The organism is Nocardia sp. NPDC003269 (genome assembly GCF_042888005.1).
Lineage (GTDB): Bacteria > Actinomycetota > Actinomycetes > Mycobacteriales > Mycobacteriaceae > Nocardia.
In genome coordinates, this window is record NZ_JBIAPA010000001.1 from 354,028 (window position 1) to 372,779 (window position 18,752).

The following is an 18,752-nucleotide window of genomic DNA, read 5'->3' on the forward strand; positions in this document are numbered from 1 at the left end:
CCCCGGCCCCGGCTCGACCGGGGCCGGGGACGCTTCACCCCGGTGCCGGACCGACGACCGCTTTCGGCGCGGACCGCATCCCGACCAGCAGCGCGAGCCCGACACCCGCCGCGATCCCGAACACACCGGCGACCCCGAATCCGGCGCGCGCACCGCCGATCTCGATCATCGATCCGCCCAGCACGCTGCCGAGGGCGCCACCCAGCGTCATCGCCGCGCCGTGCCAGCCGATGGCCTCGCCGCGTCCGCCCTCGGGGACGATCCGGCTCAGCTGGTCGATCGCCGCGGTGAGCGCGGGGGCACACAGCAATCCGGCGACGAAGCCGGTGACGCCGAGCGACAGCGGACCGACCGCGATCGCCATCGGGACCGTCACCACGCCGAGCGCGATCAGCAGCACATCGGCCGGAATCGGCCGCCGTAGCGCGCCGTAGAGCAGACCGCCGACCAGCGAGCCCAGCCCCCAGATCGCCAGGATCACGCCGAGCCAGCGGTCGGCGCCGAAACCGCGCACCGCCGAGACGAAGGTGAGTTCGGAGGCCGACACCACGCAGACCGCCGCTGCCGCGACGCCACACAGGGCGACGAATTCGATGCGGAACCAGCTGCGCCGGGCCACCGGCCCCGCGCCGTCCGCCGATTCCTCGGCACGCAGCGCGGGGTTCCACCACCACAGCACGATCCCGGCGAGCACCATGCACATCTGATTGGCGAACAGCGCCGCCGTCGTCGACCAGTGCAGCGCCGCCGCCACCCCGAGCACCGGCCCCACCATGAACGCAGCCTCGACCGAGACCGCCTCCAACGCGAGCGCGGGCTGACGCTGCTCCTCCGTCGTCGCCGCGATGATCGCCAGCCGCAACACGCTGAACACCGGAATGTCGTACAGCCCAGCGAGACCCGCGAGCAGCAACAGCGGCAGATACCCGACGAACGGCGCCACCGACCAGCACACGGCCCCCAGCACGATCGCCGGCGCGATGGTCGCCCGCAACCCGAACCGATCCACCAGCCGCCCCCGCCACGGCCCACTGGTCGCGACACACACGGTCACCACCATCGCCAGCGTCCCCGCCTGCAGAAACGACCCACCCAACGTCTCCACCACATGCACCGCGAGCAGCACCGCCCCGGCGAAGTGCGGCACCCGCACCAGCACCCCGAGCAACACGATATTGCGTACCGCCCCGATAGACAGCACGTCCCGATAGGCCCGCATCGTCAGAGCCTGACAGCCCCCACCCCCACCCGCCACCGATTTTCCCCGGGCACGACGAAGGCCCGCTTCCCACGGGAAACGGGCCTGCGTGGCAGTGATCTCGATGGAGGTCGATCATTCGAAGTCGTCTGGGAACAGCCGGAAGGCTGGATAGCCGTTGAGCGGACGTAGGACTCGGAAATCTCGTCGGTCGAGGGTCAGAATCGCGTCCGTGTCGAACTGGGCTGCCGAGACCACGCAGACCGCGTCGACGAGATCCAGGTCCAAACTGTCGTAGGTGGCACGCACGGAGATTGCCGCGTCCAGCTGATTCGCATCGACCTCGGACAGAACGATGCGCGATTCGGCGATCCGTTTCGCCAACGAGCCCAGGATCTGATCGGCCACCTTACGACCTCCCCGCACGCTGGCGACGTGGTGCACTTCGGTCAGTGCCAACGGGCTGACCACCACCGCGCTTGCGGAGTCGGCGGCGCGGCGTACCGCGAAGTGCTCGGGATCGGCACGGTTGAACATCGCGAGCAGACCAGAGGTATCCGCGACAACGATCATGCGGATCGGTTCATCGCCGCGCGAATCTCGTCCTTGCCGATCGGCCCGCCGAGATCGAAAGTCTCGTCGTCGCCGAGTATCGGCGTCTCCCACTGTCGATTGCGCAGGAGGTAGGCCCGCAGCGCATCACGCATGATTTCGTTCTTGGATCGACCCTCGCCGTCGGCTTGCGCAGCGAGCGCCGCCTCTTCGTCATCGGTGAGCCGCATTGTCCACGCCATGAGACCCATGGTATCAATCATGACACCACATTGGTACGACCTCGCGCACGACGAAGGCCCGCTTCCCTGGGGAAACGGGCCTTCGTGGCAACGATCTCGATGGATCGTGGAGGGACCTTACTTGGCCTTCTCCAGGACCTCGACCAGACGCCAGCGCTTGGTGGCCGACAGCGGGCGGGTCTCCATCAGCTGAACGCGGTCGCCGACGCCGGCGATCTCGTTCTCGTCATGCGCCTTCACCTTGGAGGTGGTGCGAATGATCTTGCCGTAGAGCTTGTGCCGGTGACGGTCTTCCAGCTCGACGACGATCGTCTTGTTCATCTTGTCCGAGACGACGTAGCCGCTGCGTACCTTGCGGCTGTTGCGCTCTTCCTTGTTCTCGCTCATGCCGCATCTCCCTTGCCAGCGGGTGCCGTGGCCAGGCCGAGCTCGCGCTCACGCATGACCGTGTAGATCCGCGCGATCTCATGACGGACGACGCGCAGACGTCGGTTGTTGTCGAGCTGACCCGTCGCCATCTGGAAGCGCAGGTTGAACAGCTCTTCCTTCGACTCGCGCAGGCGGGCGACGAGCTCCTCTTCGTTGAGCTCGCGGAGCTCTGCGGCCGGTGTTCCGGTAGCCATCAGAACTGCTCCTCCCTGGTCACGATCCTGCACTTCATCGGGAGCTTGTGCATCGCGCGACGCAGGGCCTCGCGAGCGATCTCCTCGTTCGGGTAAGACATCTCGAACATGACCCGACCGGGCTTCACGTTCGCGACCCACCACTCCGGCGAACCCTTACCGGAACCCATGCGGGTCTCGGCAGGCTTCTTGGTGAGCGGGCGGTCGGGGTAGATGTTGATCCAGATCTTGCCGCCACGCTTGATGTGGCGGGTCATCGCGATACGCGCCGACTCGATCTGACGGTTGGTGACGTAGGCGGGCTCGAGAGCCTGGATGCCGTACTCACCGAACGCCACCGCGGTGCCGCCCTTGGACATGCCGGAGCGGGACGGGTGGTGCTGCTTGCGGTGCTTGACGCGACGGGGCATCAGCATGCGTCAGCCCTCCTGGTTCTCTGCCGGTGCGTCCGCCACAGCGGTGGCGGCGCGACCGACCTCGGTCGAGGTCGCGGTGGTGCCGGCGGAACCGGAACGACGCGGGCGGCTCGGACGCTCGCGGCGCGGGCGCTCCGGAGCAGCAGCGGCGGCGGTCAGCTCACGACGACCACCGACGATGTCACCCTTGTAGATCCAGACCTTCACGCCGATGCGACCGAAGGTGGTCTTGGCCTCGTAGAGGCCGTAGTCGATGTCCGCGCGCAGCGTGTGCAGCGGGACGCGACCCTCGCGGTAGAACTCCGAGCGCGACATTTCGGCGCCACCGAGGCGGCCCGAGCACTGCACGCGGATGCCCTTGACGTTCGGCGAACGCATGGCCGACTGGATGGCCTTGCGCATCGCGCGACGGAACGCCACACGGTTGCTGAGCTGCTCGGCGACACCCTGAGCGACCAGCTGCGCATCCGACTCGGGGTTCTTGACCTCGAGGATGTTCAGCTGAACCTGCTTCTTGGTGAGCTTCTCCAGCTCGGCGCGGATGCGGTCGGCCTCCGCGCCACGGCGACCGATCACGATGCCGGGACGCGCGGTGTGGATGTCCACACGCACGCGGTCACGGGTGCGCTCGATCTCGACCTTCGAGATACCAGCCCGCTCCATGCCGGTGGCGAGGAGCTTGCGGATCTGAACGTCTTCCTTCACGTATTCCGCGTACTGCTTGTCCGCGTACCAACGCGACTTCCAGTCGGTGGTGATACCGAGGCGGAAGCCATGGGGGTTGATTTTCTGTCCCATTTACTTTGCCCCTCCCTTCCGGCGGCTACGAGTGGCAGCGCCGGCGGTGGGCACGCTCTCGACCTCGATGGTGATGTGGCTGGTGCGCTTGCGGATCCGGAACGCACGGCCCTGGGCCCGCGGCTGGAAGCGCTTCATGGTGGCACCCTCGTCGACGAAAGCCGTCGAGATGACCAGGGTGGCCGGGTTGAGGCCGAGGTTGTTCTCGGCGTTCGCCGCGGCGCTGGCCACGACCTTGGCAACCGGCTCGCTCGCGGCCTGCGGCGCGAACTTCAGGATCGCCAGGGCGTCCTCGACACGCTTGCCGCGGACCAGGTCCACGACGCGACGCGCCTTCATCGGGGTGACCCGCACGTGCTTAGCGGTAGCGCGGGCAGTCGGGTTCTGAACCGTTTCGGTGTTGGTTTCAGTCATCGCCGCTTGCTCTTCCGGTCGTCCTTGACGTGGCTCTTGAACGTCCTGGTCGGCGCGAACTCACCGAGCTTGTGGCCGACCATGTTGTCCGACACGAACACCGGGACATGCTTGCGACCGTCGTGGACGGCGAAAGTGTGGCCGATGAAATCGGGGATGATGGTCGAGCGACGCGACCAGGTCTTGATGACCTGCTTCGTGCCCTTTTCGTTCTGCACGTCCACCTTCGCGAGGAGGTGGTCGTCGACGAACGGGCCCTTCTTGAGGCTGCGTGGCATTTCTTACCTCCTCCTTAGCGCTTCTTGCCGGTCTTGCGGCGGCGAACGATGAGCTTGTCGCTCGGGCGGTTGGGCTTGCGGGTACGGCCCTCAGGCTGACCCCACGGGGAGACCGGGTGGCGACCACCGGAGGTCTTACCCTCACCACCACCGTGCGGGTGGTCGACCGGGTTCATGACGACACCACGGACGGTAGGACGACGGCCCTTCCAGCGCATACGGCCGGCCTTGCCCCAGTTGATGTTCGACTGCTCGGCGTTGCCGACCTCGCCGACGGTGGCGCGGCAGCGCACGTCGACACGGCGGATTTCACCGGAGGGCATACGCAGGGTCGCGTACGGCCCTTCCTTGCCCAGCAGCTGGATGCTCATGCCTGCGGCACGGGCCATCTTGGCGCCGCCGCCCGGACGCAGCTCCACGTTGTGGATCGTGGTACCGGTCGGGATGTTGCGCAGCGGCAGGTTGTTGCCCGGCTTGATGTCGGCCGTGGGGCCGGACTCGATCGGGCTGCCCTGCTGGATGCCCTTCGGCGCGATGATGTAGCGCTTCTCGCCGTCGGCGAAGTGCAGCAGTGCGATGTTGGCGGTGCGGTTGGGGTCGTACTCGATGTGAGCGACCTTGGCCGGGATGCCGTCCTTGTCCAGGCGACGGAAGTCGATGACACGGTAGGCACGCTTGTGACCGCCACCGCGGTGACGAGTGGTGATGCGACCGTGCGCGTTACGACCACCGGACTTGGTGAGCGGGCGCAGCAGCGACTTCTCCGGCGTCGACCGGGTGATCTCGGCGAAGTCCGAGACGCTGGAGCCACGACGGCCCGGCGTTGTCGGCTTGTACTTACGGATTGCCATGAGTTCTTCTCTACTTTCTGGATGACCAGCCGCTTACGCGACCGGGCCTCCGAAGATCTCGATGGGCTTGCTGTCGGCCGAGATGGTCACGAGCGCGCGCTTGGTGTCCTTGCGCTTGCCGTAACCGAAGCGGGTCCGCTTGCGCTTGCCCTGACGGTTGGCGGTGTTGACGCTGGTGACCTTGACGCCGAAAACCTTCTCGACGGCGATCTTGATCTGCGTCTTGTTCGAATCCGGGTGCACCAGGAAGGTGTAGGTGCCTTCCTCGATCAGTCCGTAGGACTTCTCCGAGATGACCGGTGCGAGCAGGATGTCGCGGGGGTCGGCGATGGTGCTCACTTGCTCTCCTCCTGGGCCGCCTCGGCGGGACCGTGAACGAACGCGTTCAGGGCCTCGACGCTGAACACCAGTTCGTCGCTGTTGAGGACGTCGTAGGTGTTGAGCTGATCCGGGGCGATCGGCAGCACGTTCTGCAGGTTCGCCACGCTCTTCCACGCGGCGACGTCCTCGCGACCGACGACGACCAGGAACTTCTTGCGGTCCGACAGCTCGGACAGGAAGCTCTTGGCGGCCTTGGTCGACGGGGTCTGACCCGCGACCAGCTCGGTGATCACGTGGATGCGCTCGTTGCGGGCCCGGTCGGACAGGGCGCCACGCAGGGCGGCGGCCTTCATCTTCTTAGGGGTCCGCTGGCTGTAGTCACGCGGCTGCGGGCCGTGGACGGTGCCACCGCCGGCGAACTGCGGCGCACGGGTCGAACCCTGGCGGGCGCGGCCGGTGCCCTTCTGGCGGTACGGCTTCTTGCCACCACCGGAGACCTGACCACGAGTCTTCGTGGCGTGGGTGCCCTGGCGAGCGGCGGCCAGCTGCGCGATGACGACCTGGTGCATCAGCGCGACGTTGGCGGTCACGTCGAAGATCTCCGCGGGGAGTTCGACGGTGCCTTCGGTCTTGCCGCCTGCGGCCTTAACGGTCAGCGTCAGGTTGGCCTTCTTGTCGAGGCTGGTCATGCGTGCGCACCACCCTTCACGGCGCTCTTGACGATCACGACGTTGCCCTTGCGGCCAGGGATGGCACCCTTGACCAGGAGCAGGCCGTTCTCGGCGTCGACCTTGTGAACCGAGAGGTTCTGCGTGGTGACGCGGTCGTTACCCATACGGCCCGACATGCGCATGCCCTTGAACACGCGGCCGGGAGTGGCGCAGCCACCGATGGAGCCCGGGCGACGGTGCACAGCCTGCGCACCGTGCGAGGCGCCCTGGCCCTTGAAGCCGTGACGCTTCATGGTGCCTGCGAAGCCCTTGCCCTTGCTGATGCCGGTCACGTCGACGTAGGTGCCCTCTTCGAAGACGTCGGCGGAGAGCTCCTGGCCGACCTCGAAGGTGGAGGCATCCGCGACGCGGATCTCGGTGACGTGGCGGCGCGGGGTGACACCGGCCTTGGCGAACTGGCCGGAAGTCGGCTTGTTCACCTTGCGCGGGTCGATGGCGCCGAAAGCGATCTGGACGGCCGAGTAGCCGTCGCGCTCCACGGTGCGGATCTGGGTGACCACGTTCGGGCCCGCCTTGATGACGGTGACCGGGACGACGCGGTTCTTCTCGTCGAAGACCTGGGTCATGCCGAGCTTGGTGCCCAGGATGCCGGCTGCGGGCCGGTTCTTGTTGTCAGTCATATCTCGAGTCCCCGTCACTGAATGTTGACGTCGACGCTGGCCGGCAGGTCGATGCGCATGAGCGCGTCGACCGTCTTCGGCGTCGGGTCGAGGATGTCGATGAGGCGCTTGTGCGTACGCATCTCGAAGTGTTCGCGCGAGTCCTTGTACTTGTGCGGCGAACGGATGACGCAGTACACGTTCTTCTCGGTGGGCAACGGCACAGGCCCGACCACACGGGCGCCAGTGCGGGTCACCGTCTCCACGATCTTGCGCGCAGACGCGTCGATCGCCTCGTGGTCATAGGCCTTGAGCCTGATGCGGATCTTTTGTCCCGCCACGCTAAGTGTCCTTTTCTCCGCTTTCCTTCGTGGTCACAGGAGCTGGCTCCTGCACCACCCTCATTTGCACAGCCCGAACACACGAAAGACGCCAGAACGCCACCGGGCACCGCCCAGTCTTCGCCGCTGTTCATCTGTCATGGTTCTCCGGTCCACGCGGTCGGGCGTGTCGCCTTTTCGCTCATTCTTCAGCCCTGGTCACTTGCTCACCGTTGGCCTGGAACGTGGTCCCGGACGTATCCACACCGGCGGACCGGCGGGATACAAACTACTGCTCGCCTCGCTCGACCCGCTTCTCCGTGGAAAAGACATGATCCTGTGCAAGGCAACCCGAACAGTATGCACCATGCCGACGACGCTCTTCAAATCGGGGGTCGTGAGGTATCGATCACGCCCCTGCGGGGCCATCTACCTGGACCGCATCGCCGGCTGGGCTGTACCGAACCATGGTAGCTGGCGCGACGCTCGCGCCGGTCGGCGGAGGGTTCCGCGCTATCTTACTTTTGAGTAAGATAGCGGTATGACACAGGAAACCGCGACGTACCGCGGCTGGAAGAAACTGCCCGACAACCGCCTCGGGCACACGCTGTTCTCGCTCGGCATGGTCGCCCGGGTGCCCTATTTCGGCACGGTGCTGCCGCAGGTGGTGCGGCTCGAGCCCGGCATCTGCGAGGTGACCTCGCCCAAGTGGTTCGGCATCCACAACCACCTGGGCACCTTCCACGCGATCGCGGCCTGCAATCTGGCCGAGGTCGCGATGGGCATGCTCAGCGAGGCCACCGTGCCGACCACGCATCGCTGGATTCCCAAGTCGATGAACGTGCAGTACCTGGCCAAGGCCGAGTCCGGGCTGCGCGCGGTGGCCAGGCTGACCGAGATCCCCGACTTCGACGCCATCACCGAGGGCACCGAACTCACCGTCCCCGTGTCGATCTACGACAAGGACGGCATCGAGGTCGTGCACGCCGACATCACCACCTGGGTCACGCCGCGCTGAGCTGAACATCGAGCCCGGTGCGGCGTCGGATCGGTACCGTTGGGGCGAGACGACAACAGACGGGGAGTTCGATGTTGGAAGTCGCGCAACTCATCCGGCGCTTCGGCGACAACGTGGCGGTCGACGAGGTGTCCTTCACCGTGCCGCCGGGGGCGCTGACCGGGTTCGTCGGGGGGAACGGGGCGGGCAAGACCACCACCATGCGGATGATCATGGGGGTGCTGGCGGTGCACGGGGGCGAGGTCAGGTGGGACGGACGGGCGGTGACCGCGCTCGATCGCCGCTCGTTCGGGTACATGCCGGAAGAGCGCGGACTGTATCCGAAGCAGCCGGTGCTCGATCAGCTCGTCTATCTGGCCAGGCTGCGCGGACTGAGCGCGGCCGAGGCGAAGGCGCGGGCCGCCGAACTGCTGGGGCGGTTCGGGCTCGGCGACCGGAGCAAGGACAAGCTCGAGTCGCTGTCGCTGGGTAATCAGCAGCGGGTGCAGATCGCGGCCGCGGTGATCGCGCAGCCGACGGCGCTGATCCTGGACGAGCCGTTCTCCGGGCTCGATCCGGTGGCGGTCGATTCCATGGCCGAACTGCTGCGCGAGTACGCCGAGCTGGGGGTGCCGGTGCTGTTCTCCTCGCATCAGCTGGATCTGGTCGAGCGGCTGTGCGATCAGCTGGTGATCCTCGCCGCGGGACGGGTGGTCGGGCAGGGCACGGTGGCGGCGCTGCGGGCGACGGGCGCGGCGCGGTATCGGCTGGTCGTCGGCAGCGATCCGGGCTGGTTGCGGGAGTTCGCCGGGGTGCGGGTGATCGAGACGAACGGGTCGGCGGCGGTGATCGAGCTGGCGGACGCCAGTACCGACGCGGTGCTCGCCGAGGCGCTGACTCGGGGATCGGTGCGCGAGTTCGCCGAACTGCGGCCGACCGTCGCCGAGATCTACCGGGAGGTGACGGCATGACCGCCCCCGCTTCGCGTGGCGTGTGGCGGATCGTCGCCGCCAGGGAGATCGTGGTGAAGCTGCGCGATCGCAACTTCGTCATCTCGACGGTGATCACCATCGTGGCCATCGTCGCCTCGCTGGCCGTGAGTGGTTTCGTCAGCAGCAGGCCGGACAAGATCGAGGTCGCCGTCACCGGGCCGGAGACGGTGGCGGTGGTCCAGGTGGCGGGTGGCCTGGCCGCGGCGGCCGATACCGACATCTCCTTCACCGCCTATCCCTACCCGGATCGGGCCGCCGTCGAGCAGCAGGTGCGCGACGGGACGGTCGAGGTCGGATTGGTGCCGGTGGACGGCGGGTGGCAGCTCATCGGCAAGACCGCCGAGAACGACGACGCCACCACCTACATCTCGGCCGCCGCCGCGCAGCTGGCCCTACAGCGCAATGCCGAGGCCGCCGGGGTGTCGCTCGAAGAGCTCGCACGCGGGGCCGGGGTCACCTACGCGCTGCTGGAGCAGGGCGGGGTCGATCCGGGGCTCGCCAGGATCGTGGCGTTCGTGTTCGCGTTCCTCTTCTATCTGGCGTCGGTGCTGTTCGGCATGTCCATCGCGCAGAGCGTGGTGGAGGAGAAGCAGAACCGGATCGTCGAGATCCTGGCCAGCGCGATGCCGTTGCGGCAGTTGCTGATCGGCAAGGTGGCCGGCAACGCGGTGCTGGCGTTCGCCCAGCTCAGCCTGTTCGTCGGCGCGGGTCTGATCGGCTTGGCCGCGACCGGGCAGGCCGATCAGCTGGGCCGGATCGCCGGTGCGGCGGGGTGGTTCATCGTCTTCTTCCTGGTCGGGTTCCTGGCGCTGGCCAGCCTCTGGGCCGTCGCGGGTTCGCTGGCGACGCGCAGCGAAGACCTCCAGTCCACCGCCACTCCCCTGTCGATGCTGATCATGATCGTGCTGTTCGCCGGCATCTTCCTCACCGGCGGCGCCCGGGTCGTCGCGTCGTATGTCCCGATCATGTCCATCGTCGCCATGCCGGGCCGCCTCGCCGACGGCACCGCCGCCTGGTGGGAACCGTTCGTCTCGCTCGCCCTGATGGCCGTGGCCACCTACGGCATCGTGGTCGTGGCCGAACGCGTCTACCGCCGCTCCCTCATGCAGACCCAGGGCCGGCTCACCTTCCGCCAGGCGCTGGCCCTGGAGGACTGAGCCGAGCAGCGGTGCTTGCGCCGTGACGGCCGGTGCGGTTTGAATGCGGGCGTGAGCGTTGTGCGGGAATTCGATATCTGCGTGGTCGGGTTGGGGCCGACCGGGCGGGGGTTGGCGCATCGCGCCGCGGTGGCGGGGTTGCGGGTGGCGGCGGTGGATCCGCGGCCGGACCGGCTGTTCCCGCCGACCTTCTCGTGCTGGGTCGACGAGCTGCCGGAATGGCTGCCCGCGAGCGTGATCGCGCAGCGGATCGAGGCCCCGACGGTGTGGACGAAGACCGAGCACCGGATCGCGCGGCCCTACTGCGTGCTGTCCAAGGCGGGGTTGCACGCGGCGCTGGCACTCGACGACGCGACGGTGTTCGCGGATCGGGCGCGCCGGGTCGACCAGCACGAAGTGGAGCTCGCGGACGGGACGGTGATCGCGGCGGCGGTGGTGTTCGACACCAGGGGCCTGCCCGTGCTGGGGCAGCGCCGGGCGGCGTCGGCGCACGGGATCTTCGTCGACGCCGAGACCGCGGCGCCGATGGTGGCCGACGGCGAGGGCCTGCTGCTGGACTGGCGGCCGGAGAACGGGGCCGGTCCGGACGAGCCGCCGTCGTTCCTCTACGCCGTGCCGCTGGGCGACGGGACGGTGATCTTCGAGGAGACCAGCCTCGGCCTACGCGGCGGGATGCCGCAGCACGAGCTACGCAAGCGCACGCTGAGCAGGCTCGCGGCGCACGGCATCCGGCTCACCGGGGACGAGCCGCACGAGGCCGCCCACTATCCGCTGGATCAGCCGCCGCCGAAGAAGGGCACCGCCGTGGCCGTGCCGTTCGGGTCGCGCGGCGGGATGATGCACCCGTGCACCGGGTACTCGGTGGCCGATTCGCTCGCCCTCATCGATACCGCGATCGACGCCGTCCGGGCGGGTCGCGACCCGATCGCCGCGCTGTGGCCGTGGCGGGCGCGCGCGGTGTACTGGATGCGGATGCGCGGGCTGTGGGGCCTCGGCCGACTCACCACCGACCAGTCGATCGCGATGTTCGAGGCGTTCTTCACCGAATCCGAACGCGGTCAGCGGGCGCTGCTGACCGCCCACGACGACTACGCCGCGCTCGGCGCGGTCCTGTTCAACACCGTCGCGCACACCTGGCCGTTCCGCTGGCGCTACGACCTGGTCGGCTGGACCAACCGGAATCGCTGGCTGGACTACCCGTTCGCGCCCGCGGACGCCGAACGGCCCGTGGGCTGAGCCCCGAGCCGCCCGGCAGCCACTACGACGACTGCGCCGCCTTCTTGTAGCCGACGATCGCCGGGTAGGCGAACACCGCGATCATCCCGATCGTCCAGGCCAGTGTCTTCAGCAGCGGCTCGGCGACCGGCCCGCCGTAGGACAGGCCGATCATCGCGTTGATCGCGCAGCTCATCGGCTGGTTCTCCACGATGGTCTGCAGCCAGGTCGGATAGGCGAAGATCGGGACGAAGCCGGTGTTGAAGAACATCAGCAGCGTGTTGACGATGCTGATCAAGCTGATCAGCATGACGCCCTCGGTGACGGTGGCCAGTGCGGTCACCATCACCGCGAAGCCGAGGCCGAACAGCACCGGCACACTGACCAGCGCGATATTGGTGAGCGGGTCCTCCATGAACAGGAACCCCAGCGGCACCGCCACCAGCAGCACGATCACGGTGGTGATCAGGATACGCACCGCCTCGGCCAGCAGGCGGCCGGTCAGCAGCGAGGCCTTGTTCAGCGGCATCGTGTAGAACCGGCTGAGCAGCCCGGCCGCCTTCTCGCGCTTGAAGCCGAGCGCGCTGACCACCGCGCCCGTCATGGCCGCCACCAGGGTGAGCAGCGCGGCCTGTCCGTAGATCGCGGGCATGCCGCCGTAGGCGGTGATGTAGTCGCCGAGCACGATGCGGAACATCAGCAGCGTCACCGCGGGGTAGACGATGGTCTGGATCGTCGTCGCCGGATCACGCAGCCACACCATCAGCAGCCGCTTGCACTGGAGCACGCTGTGCGTCGCCCACATCGACACCGAGCCTTCCGGCTTGGCGTGCACCACCGGCAACAACGCCGCGGTCTCGTCGACCGGCAGCGTGTGCTGGTCGGGCGTTGTCGTCGTCATGATCGCCTCACACTCGCCCACACAGCCAGTGGGAGGAAGAAAATGGTCAGACCGGCGAGCCACGCCAGCGACACCCAGGTGCCCGCCCAGCTCAGGTGGCCCGCGGCCATGTCGCTGAGGGTCTGGGCGGCCTGCGAGATCGGCTGATTGCGGGCGAAGCCCCGCGCCCAGCTCGGGAACGCCTGCTCGGGAACGAACCCGGTGGACAGCATTCCGAAGATCAGGATCGGCAGGGTGAGCGCCTGGCTCAGCGACTCGGGGTTCTTGGTGAGGCTGCCGAGCGCGTCGGCGCCGAGCGTGAGGACCAGGCCGACCGCCAGCGCGAAACCGCAGAAGGCCAGCGCCTGCAGCCAGCCGCCGGAGAACCGGAAGCCGATCAGGTAGCCGTAGCCGATGGTGGCGATCAGCGAGATCACCGAGCGCACCAGACCGGCGCTGATCCGCGAGACCAGCGGCACCAGCGAACCGATCGGCATGGTCTGCAGCCGCGAACTCAGCCCGGTGAGCGCCTCGAACGCGGCGAGCTGGGCGTTGGACATCATCGTCATCGCCATCGTCTGGAGCACGATGATCGGCATGACGTACTGCGCGTAGTCGATGCCCTGGACCTTCATCACGTACCGCAGCGGCAGATAGAAGGCCACGGTGATCACCAGCGGGAAGAGCACCGCGACGATCAGCTCGCCCTTGGTGACCATGGTCCACACGACCCGGCCGGTCAGCGCGCGCCACTGCGCGAAGCTGCTCGGCTGGGCCGCGGGTAGGTCGTCGAACAGGGTGGTCCCCGCGACGGTCGGAGCGCTCACTAGTGGCCGCCCGAATGACCGGTGATCGACAGGAACACGTCGTCGAGCGAGGGCCTGCGCAGCGCGATGTCGGCCAGGTCGATGCCCGCGCTGTCGAGCCTGCGCAGCGCCTCGGCGAGCGTGGCGGCACCGTCGGGAGCGGGCACCGACAGCTTGTCCGCGCCGGCGATGTCGGCGGCCACGGCAGCGGGGACCAGGTCGCCGAGCGCCTCGACCGTCGCGGCCAGGCGGCTCGGGTCGAGCGGGACGATCTCGCAGAAGCTGCCGCCGGTCTTGGCCTTGAGCTGATCGGCGGTGCCCTCGGCGATGACCGTGCCCTTGTCGATGACGATGATGTTGTCGCTGAGGACGTCGGCCTCTTCGAGGTACTGCGTGGTCAGCAGCACCGTGATGCCCTGGTTCTTGAGCGCGGTGACCAGGTCCCACACGCCCTGGCGGCTGCGCGGGTCGAGGCCAGTGGTCGGCTCGTCGAGGAAGACGACCTCGGGCCGCACGACCAGCCCGCAGGCGATGTCGACACGGCGGCGCATGCCACCGGAGTAGTTGCGCACGGCGCGCTTGCCCGCGCTGACCAGGTCGAACTCCTCGAGCAGCACTTCCGCGCGCTTGCGGGCGGCCGACTTGGACAGACCCATCAGCCGACCGAACAGTTCCAGGTTCTCGCGACCGGTCAGGTTCTCGTCGAGCGCGGCGTACTGGCCGGTCATCATGATCGCCCGGCGCACGCCCGCCGCGTCGGTGCGCACGTCGTGCCCGGCGACGATCGCGGTGCCGGAGTCGGGGCGCAGCAGCGTCGACAGGATCTTGACCGTGGTGGTCTTGCCCGCGCCGTTGGGGCCGAGGATGCCCAATACGCTGGCCTTCTCGGCCTGGAAACTGATGCCCTGCAACGCGTGCACATCGCCGAAGGATTTGCGCACATCGGACACCAGCACCGCGGGCTCACCGCCGGGCGACGCGACGCCACCCGCCGGCGAATCCACTGAGATCGAACTCGGCATCAACTCTCCACCATCAGCCGGGTGCGGCGCCCTGGCCGGACGAGCGCACACGGAATTTGCTTCTCGGTAGGTGATCCATACCGTTCGGCGCGATGTTACCGGTCCGGCGGTTTTCCGGGTCGCGTCTGCGCGCACCCGGCCGGTTTCCCGCGCGGCTGTGGTCTTGCTCACCAGGGCAGTGGAAGGGCAGTGCGCCGACCTTGTCGGCGCGCTCGGGCGCCCATACGCTGGCGACGGGGAAACACTCGTCTCACCGGCCCGCGCGCGGGCGTGTTCGATCTCGTGAGAGGTGACAATGGGCGACTCAGCACCGGCAGGCGCCGCCGTGCCGACGGGGCGATCCGACGTGCTGACGTCGTTCGACCCGCGCACCGGCGAACAGCTCGCGCAGTATCCCGTGCACGGGCAGGCCGAGGTCACCCGCGCGGTGCGCACCGCGCGCGCCACCCAGAACTGGTGGAGCGAACTGGGATTCGCGGGCCGCAAGCGGCTGCTACTGGACTGGCGCACGCATATCGCCAGGCGCACCGGTGAATTGGTGGAGCTGCTGCGCGCCGAGACGGGCAAGCCGGAGGCCGACGCCGCGCTCGAGGTGATGCTCGCGGTGGAGAACCTGGACTGGGCCGCCCGCAACGCCGAGCGGACGCTGGGCCGAAAGCGCCTGGCCACCGGGTGGTTCACCCGCAATCAGCACGCCTCGGTCGGGTATCTGCCGCTCGGTGTGGTCGGGGTGCTCGGCGCCTGGAACAACCCGGTCTTCACGCCGATGAGCTCGATCGCCTACGCGATGGCCGCGGGCAACGCGGTCGTCTTCAATCCGCACGAGCTGACCACCGGCGTCGGCACCTGGCTGGCCGAGAGCTGGGCCGCGGTGGCGCCCGATCAACCGGTGCTCCAAGCCGTCACCGGTGACTCACGCACCGCGACCGCGCTGTGCAAGTCCGGCGTCGACAAGATCGCCTACGCCGGGCCCGAGGCGGCCGGGCGCGACGTGATCGCCCGGTGCGCGCAGACGCTGACGCCGGTCGTGGTGGAGCACAGCGGCAAGGGCAGCATGATCGTGCACGTCGACGCCGTCCTGGACGCGGCGGCCGAGGCCGCGGTCTTCGGCGCGATGGCCAACGCCGGGCAGAACGCCTCGGGCATCCAGCGCTGCTATGTCGCCGATTCCGTCTTCGACGACTTCCTGGCCAGGGTGGCCGAACGCGCGGCGAAGCTGCGCCCCGGCGCCGACAACCGCGCCGCCTACGGCCCGATGATCAACGCGGCCCAGGTCGACGTGGTGCGCAAGCAGGTCCGCGACGCCATCGCGCGCGGCGGGCACGCGGTGCTCGGCGGCCTCGATTCCTTCCGCGATCCGTACGTGGAACCCATCGTGCTGGCCGAGGTGCCGGAGGAGAGCATCGCGATCACCGGTGAGGGCACCGGCCCGGTGCTGGTGGTGAATCGCGTCGCCGACCTGGCCGACGCGGTGACCAGGGTGAACGCGGCGGGCAACGGCATCGCCGTCACCGTCTTCACCCGCGACATCCCCAGCGCGGAGTTCATCGCCGAGCAGCTAAGGGTCGGTGTGGTGACGGTGAACTCGTCGACCGCCTTCACCGGGATCCCGGCGCTGCCGTTCGGCGGGGTCGGCGAGTACGGGCAGGGTCACAGCCACGGTCAGCAGGGCCTGCGCGAATTCAGCCGGACCATGTCGATCGCCCGCAGGCGCTATCGGGCCCCCGTCCGACTATCGACCTTCGACCGGCATCCCCGGCATCTGCACACGGCGCGCGCCCTGTTCCGGCTGCGCCACGGCCGGGCCTAGGTTTCGGCGGCGTCCGGCTCGGCCTTGTCGCCGAGCAGGACCGCGCCGGTGAGCGCGGCCAGCCGGGCGAGCTGTTCGGGCCTGGAGTCGAAGCGCAGCAGCCGGCCGACATCGATGATCTGACCGATCGCGGCGTGCACCCGGAACCTGGCCTCGATCGGGTCGCCGTCGAGCAGGTTGGCCCATTCGAGGACGTTCTGGCGCTGGATGGCGCGCAGCCGGTGCTGTTCGGCCTGCGGGAGGTTGCTGAACTCCGCGTAGTACACCGGCATGATCTCCGGCGTCGCGAAGGTGAGCCGGGCGTAGCGGTCGGCGATGCGGCGGGCGGCGTCGGCCCGGCTCTCCGACTCGGCCAGTGCCTCGCCGATCGCCACGGCGAGCCGGTCGCCGGTGCGGTGGAAGGCGGCGGCGAGCAGGTCGGCCTTGCTGTCGAAGTGCCGGTAGACGCTGGAGGCGTTGATCCCGACGGCGGCGCCGATCTCCTCGATGCCCGACTCGTGGTAGCCGTTGCGGCCGAAGATCCTGATCGCCTCGGTGAGCAGCTGTTCACGTTTCGATGTCACCGGCAGGCCGCGATTCTGCCGGTCCGGTTCCGCGGCGGCGGGGGCGGGCGGCAGGTCGGCGCGCACGATCGCCCAGGACATGTCGAGCTGGAGCGCGAGGACGCGCGCGTGCGACAGCGTGGTGCGGTGCGCGGCGATACTGGCCAGCGAGCTCAACGCGCCGACCGCCCGCAGGGTGACGTTGTCGGGGCTCTCGCCGGGGTGCAGCTCGGCGATCGGCGCCGCGACCATGGCCTCGAGTTCGCGATAGAACGCGCGGATGCGCACGCGGTCCTCGCGCTCGAGATAGCGGCGTTCCCAGCGGTAGAGACCGGCCTCGCGCCGGAAGTCGATGTTCTGCTCGGCGACCGCCGTGAGCAGCGCGTCGAGCCGGGCCTCCGCGGGCAGCGACGGGTCGTCGGCGGCCGCGGCGCAATCGCGCAACCCGCGCGCGCCCTCCTCCGCGGCGGCCACGAGCAGGGCGTATTTGTTGGCGAAGTGGCGGTACAGGGCGGGCCCGGAGATGCCGACCTCGGCGGCGATCTCGTCCACGCCGACCGGGTAGTAGCCACGGGCGCTGAACGCGCGCGCGGCGGCCCGCATGATCTGGATCTTGCGGTCCTTGGGCCTGCGGCGCACGACCCGCGCCGGCGCGGTGGTCGGCTCGCAGGCGCGTTCGGCCTCACTGCGATCGGCGACCATGCACTCACTTTCCGTTCCGCGAACCGGCTTCTGACGACTGGCTGCGCGCCCACCGGGCGGCGCCGGACCAGTCAACCTAAGTTAACCACAATTCGCAAACGTCGAGAGGCAGTCCGGGAAACGAAAACCGCCCCGGCGATGCCGGGGCGGCCTAAGTGGAACGCGACGCGCTTACAGGCCGAGACCGCGGGCCAGCACCGGCCACGACAGCTTCAGCTCATCCTTCCAGTAGCCCCACGAGTGGGTGCCGTTGGGACGGAAGTTGAAGGTCGCCGGGATGCCCAGCTCGTTGAGCCGGTTGGCCAGGTTGTGCGTGCAGAAGTTGGTGCCCGCCTCGATGACGCCGCCGATGACGATCTGGTTGGCCAGGCCGTAGGCGCCGGGCAGGGCGTACGGACCGTCGAGGGTGTCGTACGGGCCCGGCAGGCCGTTGCCGGTGGAGATGTAGAGATCCAGCCCGCGCAGTCCCTCGGCGTGGACGTACGGATCGTTCGCGACCCACTCCGCCGAGCCCTGCGGGCCCCACATGTTCATGGTGTCGCCGCCACCCCAGGTCTCGACCGTGAGCTTGACGAACTCCGAGCCGACCGGGTCGGAGGTCTGCGCGCACCCGGAGTAGGCCGCGGCCGCCTTGTACAGGCCGGGCTTGGCGATGGGCAGCGCGAGCACGGTGGTGCCGGAAGTGGACAGACCCGCGATGGCGTTCACGCCGTTGGTGCCCAGCGCGCCGTCGACCAGCGGGGGCAGCTCCTCGGTGAAGAACGTCTTCCACTTGTTGCGGCCGACGACCGGGTCGTCGGCGATCCAGTCGGTGTAGTAGCTCCAGGCGCCACCGATCGGCTGGATGACGTTGACGTTCTTGTCGCTGAGGAACTCCAGCGCGTCGGTCTTGGCGACCCAGGACGCGGAGTCCTCGCCACCGCCGGCACCGTTGAGCAGGTACAGGGTGGGGCGCGGCACGGAAGCGTCGGCGGGGCGCTGGACGTCGACGATGATGTTGGAGTCCATCGCCGCGGAGTACACGTGCAGCCGCAGGCTGCGCGAGTCCTTCACCTCGGCCTTGACGATCTTGGAGCCGTCCTCGGAAACGGGGTTGGCGAGCAGGCTCTTGGAATCGATGATCGGATCAGCCGAGGCCGGGCTCGCGCCGATGCCGGACAGCAGTCCGGCGGCCACTGCGGTCGCCGCGATCATCGCCGCGGCGCGGGAGCCACGACGCCGGGAGTGCCGACGAATCAATTTCGCACCTTCGCTTCGTTTCGAATGGGTTGCACCACGCCAGAACC

General features: G+C 68.5%; 24 protein-coding genes. 5 read left to right on the top strand and 19 right to left on the bottom strand.

What is annotated here, in order from left to right:
• Positions 1 to 34 precede the first annotated feature (34 nt).
• From ACFYWJ_RS01560 to rpsJ, 14 genes are all read right to left on the bottom strand, one after another.
• Entirely contained in the window at positions 35 to 1,219 is a 1,185-nt protein-coding gene (locus ACFYWJ_RS01560) for an MFS transporter (protein ID WP_355271231.1), read from the bottom strand.
• Positions 1,220 to 1,333: 114 nt separating this feature from the next.
• Positions 1,334 to 1,771, bottom strand: coding sequence for a PIN domain-containing protein (locus ACFYWJ_RS01565; protein ID WP_355271229.1), 438 nt, complete (start codon positions 1,769 to 1,771; stop codon positions 1,334 to 1,336).
• Positions 1,768 to 2,013 (bottom strand): ribbon-helix-helix protein, CopG family, encoded by a 246-nt coding sequence (locus tag ACFYWJ_RS01570; protein WP_355271227.1) that lies wholly within the window; start codon positions 2,011 to 2,013, stop codon positions 1,768 to 1,770. The genes ACFYWJ_RS01565 and ACFYWJ_RS01570 overlap by 4 nt, the downstream gene beginning before the upstream one ends.
• A gap of 96 nt (positions 2,014 to 2,109) precedes the next feature.
• A complete protein-coding gene (gene rpsQ / locus ACFYWJ_RS01575) occupies positions 2,110 to 2,379 on the bottom strand; it encodes a 30S ribosomal protein S17 (RefSeq protein WP_110037226.1) in 270 nt (89 codons plus the stop codon).
• Positions 2,376 to 2,615, bottom strand: a complete 240-nt coding sequence (rpmC, locus tag ACFYWJ_RS01580; RefSeq protein ID WP_071926410.1) for a 50S ribosomal protein L29 — start codon at positions 2,613 to 2,615, stop codon at positions 2,376 to 2,378. Before rpmC ends, rpsQ begins: the two co-directional genes overlap by 4 nt.
• Complete coding sequence (rplP, locus tag ACFYWJ_RS01585; protein ID WP_019045023.1) at positions 2,615 to 3,031, bottom strand: 50S ribosomal protein L16; 417 nt, start codon at positions 3,029 to 3,031, stop codon at positions 2,615 to 2,617. Before rplP ends, rpmC begins: the two co-directional genes overlap by 1 nt.
• A gap of 3 nt (positions 3,032 to 3,034) precedes the next feature.
• Positions 3,035 to 3,829, bottom strand: coding sequence for a 30S ribosomal protein S3 (gene rpsC, locus ACFYWJ_RS01590; protein ID WP_019045022.1), 795 nt, complete (start codon positions 3,827 to 3,829; stop codon positions 3,035 to 3,037).
• Entirely contained in the window at positions 3,830 to 4,243 is a 414-nt protein-coding gene (gene rplV / locus ACFYWJ_RS01595) for a 50S ribosomal protein L22 (RefSeq protein ID WP_019045021.1), read from the bottom strand.
• Positions 4,240 to 4,521, bottom strand: a complete 282-nt coding sequence (rpsS, locus tag ACFYWJ_RS01600; protein ID WP_019045020.1) for a 30S ribosomal protein S19 — start codon at positions 4,519 to 4,521, stop codon at positions 4,240 to 4,242. Before rpsS ends, rplV begins: the two co-directional genes overlap by 4 nt.
• 14 nt (positions 4,522 to 4,535) lie before the next feature.
• Positions 4,536 to 5,372, bottom strand: a complete 837-nt coding sequence (rplB, locus tag ACFYWJ_RS01605; protein WP_019045019.1) for a 50S ribosomal protein L2 — start codon at positions 5,370 to 5,372, stop codon at positions 4,536 to 4,538.
• Positions 5,373 to 5,405: 33 nt separating this feature from the next.
• Positions 5,406 to 5,711: a 50S ribosomal protein L23 gene (gene rplW / locus ACFYWJ_RS01610; RefSeq protein ID WP_019045018.1), complete on the bottom strand. Its 306-nt coding sequence runs from the start codon at positions 5,709 to 5,711 to the stop codon at positions 5,406 to 5,408.
• Positions 5,708 to 6,382, bottom strand: coding sequence for a 50S ribosomal protein L4 (gene rplD, locus ACFYWJ_RS01615; protein WP_019045017.1), 675 nt, complete (start codon positions 6,380 to 6,382; stop codon positions 5,708 to 5,710). The genes rplW and rplD overlap by 4 nt, the downstream gene beginning before the upstream one ends.
• Positions 6,379 to 7,044: a 50S ribosomal protein L3 gene (gene rplC, locus ACFYWJ_RS01620; RefSeq protein WP_019045016.1), complete on the bottom strand. Its 666-nt coding sequence runs from the start codon at positions 7,042 to 7,044 to the stop codon at positions 6,379 to 6,381. The genes rplD and rplC overlap by 4 nt, the downstream gene beginning before the upstream one ends.
• A 14-nt stretch (positions 7,045 to 7,058) precedes the next feature.
• On the bottom strand, positions 7,059 to 7,364 hold the full coding sequence (gene rpsJ, locus ACFYWJ_RS01625) for a 30S ribosomal protein S10 (RefSeq protein ID WP_003938093.1): 306 nt from the start codon (positions 7,362 to 7,364) through the stop codon (positions 7,059 to 7,061).
• A 520-nt stretch (positions 7,365 to 7,884) separates the two neighbouring features.
• Here rpsJ and ACFYWJ_RS01630 point away from each other — a divergent pair.
• The 4 genes from ACFYWJ_RS01630 to ACFYWJ_RS01645 all read left to right on the top strand — a co-directional run bounded on the left by ACFYWJ_RS01630 (position 7,885) and on the right by ACFYWJ_RS01645 (position 11,725).
• Entirely contained in the window at positions 7,885 to 8,361 is a 477-nt protein-coding gene (locus ACFYWJ_RS01630) for a hotdog fold domain-containing protein (protein ID WP_355271223.1), read from the top strand.
• A 71-nt stretch (positions 8,362 to 8,432) separates the two neighbouring features.
• Complete coding sequence (locus ACFYWJ_RS01635; RefSeq protein ID WP_355271221.1) at positions 8,433 to 9,311, top strand: ATP-binding cassette domain-containing protein; 879 nt, start codon at positions 8,433 to 8,435, stop codon at positions 9,309 to 9,311.
• A complete protein-coding gene (locus ACFYWJ_RS01640; protein WP_355271220.1) occupies positions 9,308 to 10,489 on the top strand; it encodes an ABC transporter permease in 1,182 nt (393 codons plus the stop codon). The genes ACFYWJ_RS01635 and ACFYWJ_RS01640 overlap by 4 nt, the downstream gene beginning before the upstream one ends.
• A 51-nt stretch (positions 10,490 to 10,540) precedes the next feature.
• Positions 10,541 to 11,725: a lycopene cyclase family protein gene (locus ACFYWJ_RS01645; RefSeq protein ID WP_355271219.1), complete on the top strand. Its 1,185-nt coding sequence runs from the start codon at positions 10,541 to 10,543 to the stop codon at positions 11,723 to 11,725.
• Positions 11,726 to 11,747: 22 nt separating this feature from the next.
• Here ACFYWJ_RS01645 and ACFYWJ_RS01650 read toward each other — a convergent pair whose 3' ends face one another.
• Genes ACFYWJ_RS01650 through ACFYWJ_RS01660 form a run of 3 tightly spaced genes read right to left on the bottom strand, consistent with a single transcriptional unit; the run spans position 11,748 to position 14,412 of the window.
• Positions 11,748 to 12,605, bottom strand: a complete 858-nt coding sequence (locus tag ACFYWJ_RS01650) for an ABC transporter permease (protein ID WP_355271217.1) — start codon at positions 12,603 to 12,605, stop codon at positions 11,748 to 11,750.
• A complete protein-coding gene (locus tag ACFYWJ_RS01655; protein WP_355271215.1) occupies positions 12,602 to 13,411 on the bottom strand; it encodes an ABC transporter permease in 810 nt (269 codons plus the stop codon). Before ACFYWJ_RS01655 ends, ACFYWJ_RS01650 begins: the two co-directional genes overlap by 4 nt.
• Positions 13,411 to 14,412, bottom strand: a complete 1,002-nt coding sequence (locus ACFYWJ_RS01660) for an ATP-binding cassette domain-containing protein (protein WP_355271213.1) — start codon at positions 14,410 to 14,412, stop codon at positions 13,411 to 13,413. Before ACFYWJ_RS01660 ends, ACFYWJ_RS01655 begins: the two co-directional genes overlap by 1 nt.
• A 295-nt stretch (positions 14,413 to 14,707) precedes the next feature.
• Here ACFYWJ_RS01660 and ACFYWJ_RS01665 point away from each other — a divergent pair, with 295 nt between their 5' ends.
• Positions 14,708 to 16,222: an aldehyde dehydrogenase family protein gene (locus ACFYWJ_RS01665; protein WP_355271211.1), complete on the top strand. Its 1,515-nt coding sequence runs from the start codon at positions 14,708 to 14,710 to the stop codon at positions 16,220 to 16,222.
• Here ACFYWJ_RS01665 and ACFYWJ_RS01670 read toward each other — a convergent pair.
• The gene (locus ACFYWJ_RS01670; RefSeq protein WP_355271209.1) at positions 16,219 to 17,466 is read right to left on the bottom strand and encodes a TetR/AcrR family transcriptional regulator; all 1,248 of its coding nucleotides are present in this window, start codon (positions 17,464 to 17,466) and stop codon (positions 16,219 to 16,221) included. The genes ACFYWJ_RS01665 and ACFYWJ_RS01670 overlap by 4 nt on opposite strands.
• A 171-nt stretch (positions 17,467 to 17,637) precedes the next feature.
• Positions 17,638 to 18,660, bottom strand: a complete 1,023-nt coding sequence (locus tag ACFYWJ_RS01675) for an alpha/beta hydrolase family protein (RefSeq protein ID WP_355271732.1) — start codon at positions 18,658 to 18,660, stop codon at positions 17,638 to 17,640.
• Between the last annotated feature and the right edge of the window lie 92 nt (positions 18,661 to 18,752).

Excerpts from the sequence above, each read along its gene's own strand:
- ACFYWJ_RS01560 (WP_355271231.1), bottom strand. The coding sequence starts at position 1,219 with ATGCGGGCCTATCGGGACGTGCTGTCTATCGGGGCGGTACGCAATATC.
- ACFYWJ_RS01565 (WP_355271229.1), bottom strand. The coding sequence starts at position 1,771 with ATGATCGTTGTCGCGGATACCTCTGGTCTGCTCGCGATGTTCAACCGT.
- ACFYWJ_RS01570 (WP_355271227.1), bottom strand. The coding sequence starts at position 2,013 with ATGATTGATACCATGGGTCTCATGGCGTGGACAATGCGGCTCACCGAT.
- rpsQ (WP_110037226.1), bottom strand. The coding sequence starts at position 2,379 with ATGAGCGAGAACAAGGAAGAGCGCAACAGCCGCAAGGTACGCAGCGGC.
- rpmC (WP_071926410.1), bottom strand. The coding sequence starts at position 2,615 with ATGGCTACCGGAACACCGGCCGCAGAGCTCCGCGAGCTCAACGAAGAG.
- rplP (WP_019045023.1), bottom strand. The coding sequence starts at position 3,031 with ATGCTGATGCCCCGTCGCGTCAAGCACCGCAAGCAGCACCACCCGTCC.
- rpsC (WP_019045022.1), bottom strand. The coding sequence starts at position 3,829 with ATGGGACAGAAAATCAACCCCCATGGCTTCCGCCTCGGTATCACCACC.
- rplV (WP_019045021.1), bottom strand. The coding sequence starts at position 4,243 with ATGACTGAAACCAACACCGAAACGGTTCAGAACCCGACTGCCCGCGCT.
- rpsS (WP_019045020.1), bottom strand. The coding sequence starts at position 4,521 with ATGCCACGCAGCCTCAAGAAGGGCCCGTTCGTCGACGACCACCTCCTC.
- rplB (WP_019045019.1), bottom strand. The coding sequence starts at position 5,372 with ATGGCAATCCGTAAGTACAAGCCGACAACGCCGGGCCGTCGTGGCTCC.
- rplD (WP_019045017.1), bottom strand. The coding sequence starts at position 6,382 with ATGACCAGCCTCGACAAGAAGGCCAACCTGACGCTGACCGTTAAGGCC.
- rplC (WP_019045016.1), bottom strand. The coding sequence starts at position 7,044 with ATGACTGACAACAAGAACCGGCCCGCAGCCGGCATCCTGGGCACCAAG.
- ACFYWJ_RS01630 (WP_355271223.1), top strand. The coding sequence starts at position 7,885 with ATGACACAGGAAACCGCGACGTACCGCGGCTGGAAGAAACTGCCCGAC.
- ACFYWJ_RS01635 (WP_355271221.1), top strand. The coding sequence starts at position 8,433 with ATGTTGGAAGTCGCGCAACTCATCCGGCGCTTCGGCGACAACGTGGCG.
- ACFYWJ_RS01640 (WP_355271220.1), top strand. The coding sequence starts at position 9,308 with ATGACCGCCCCCGCTTCGCGTGGCGTGTGGCGGATCGTCGCCGCCAGG.
- ACFYWJ_RS01650 (WP_355271217.1), bottom strand. The coding sequence starts at position 12,605 with ATGACGACGACAACGCCCGACCAGCACACGCTGCCGGTCGACGAGACC.
- ACFYWJ_RS01660 (WP_355271213.1), bottom strand. The coding sequence starts at position 14,412 with ATGCCGAGTTCGATCTCAGTGGATTCGCCGGCGGGTGGCGTCGCGTCG.
- ACFYWJ_RS01665 (WP_355271211.1), top strand. The coding sequence starts at position 14,708 with ATGGGCGACTCAGCACCGGCAGGCGCCGCCGTGCCGACGGGGCGATCC.
- ACFYWJ_RS01670 (WP_355271209.1), bottom strand. The coding sequence starts at position 17,466 with ATGGTCGCCGATCGCAGTGAGGCCGAACGCGCCTGCGAGCCGACCACC.
- ACFYWJ_RS01675 (WP_355271732.1), bottom strand. The coding sequence starts at position 18,660 with ATGATCGCGGCGACCGCAGTGGCCGCCGGACTGCTGTCCGGCATCGGC.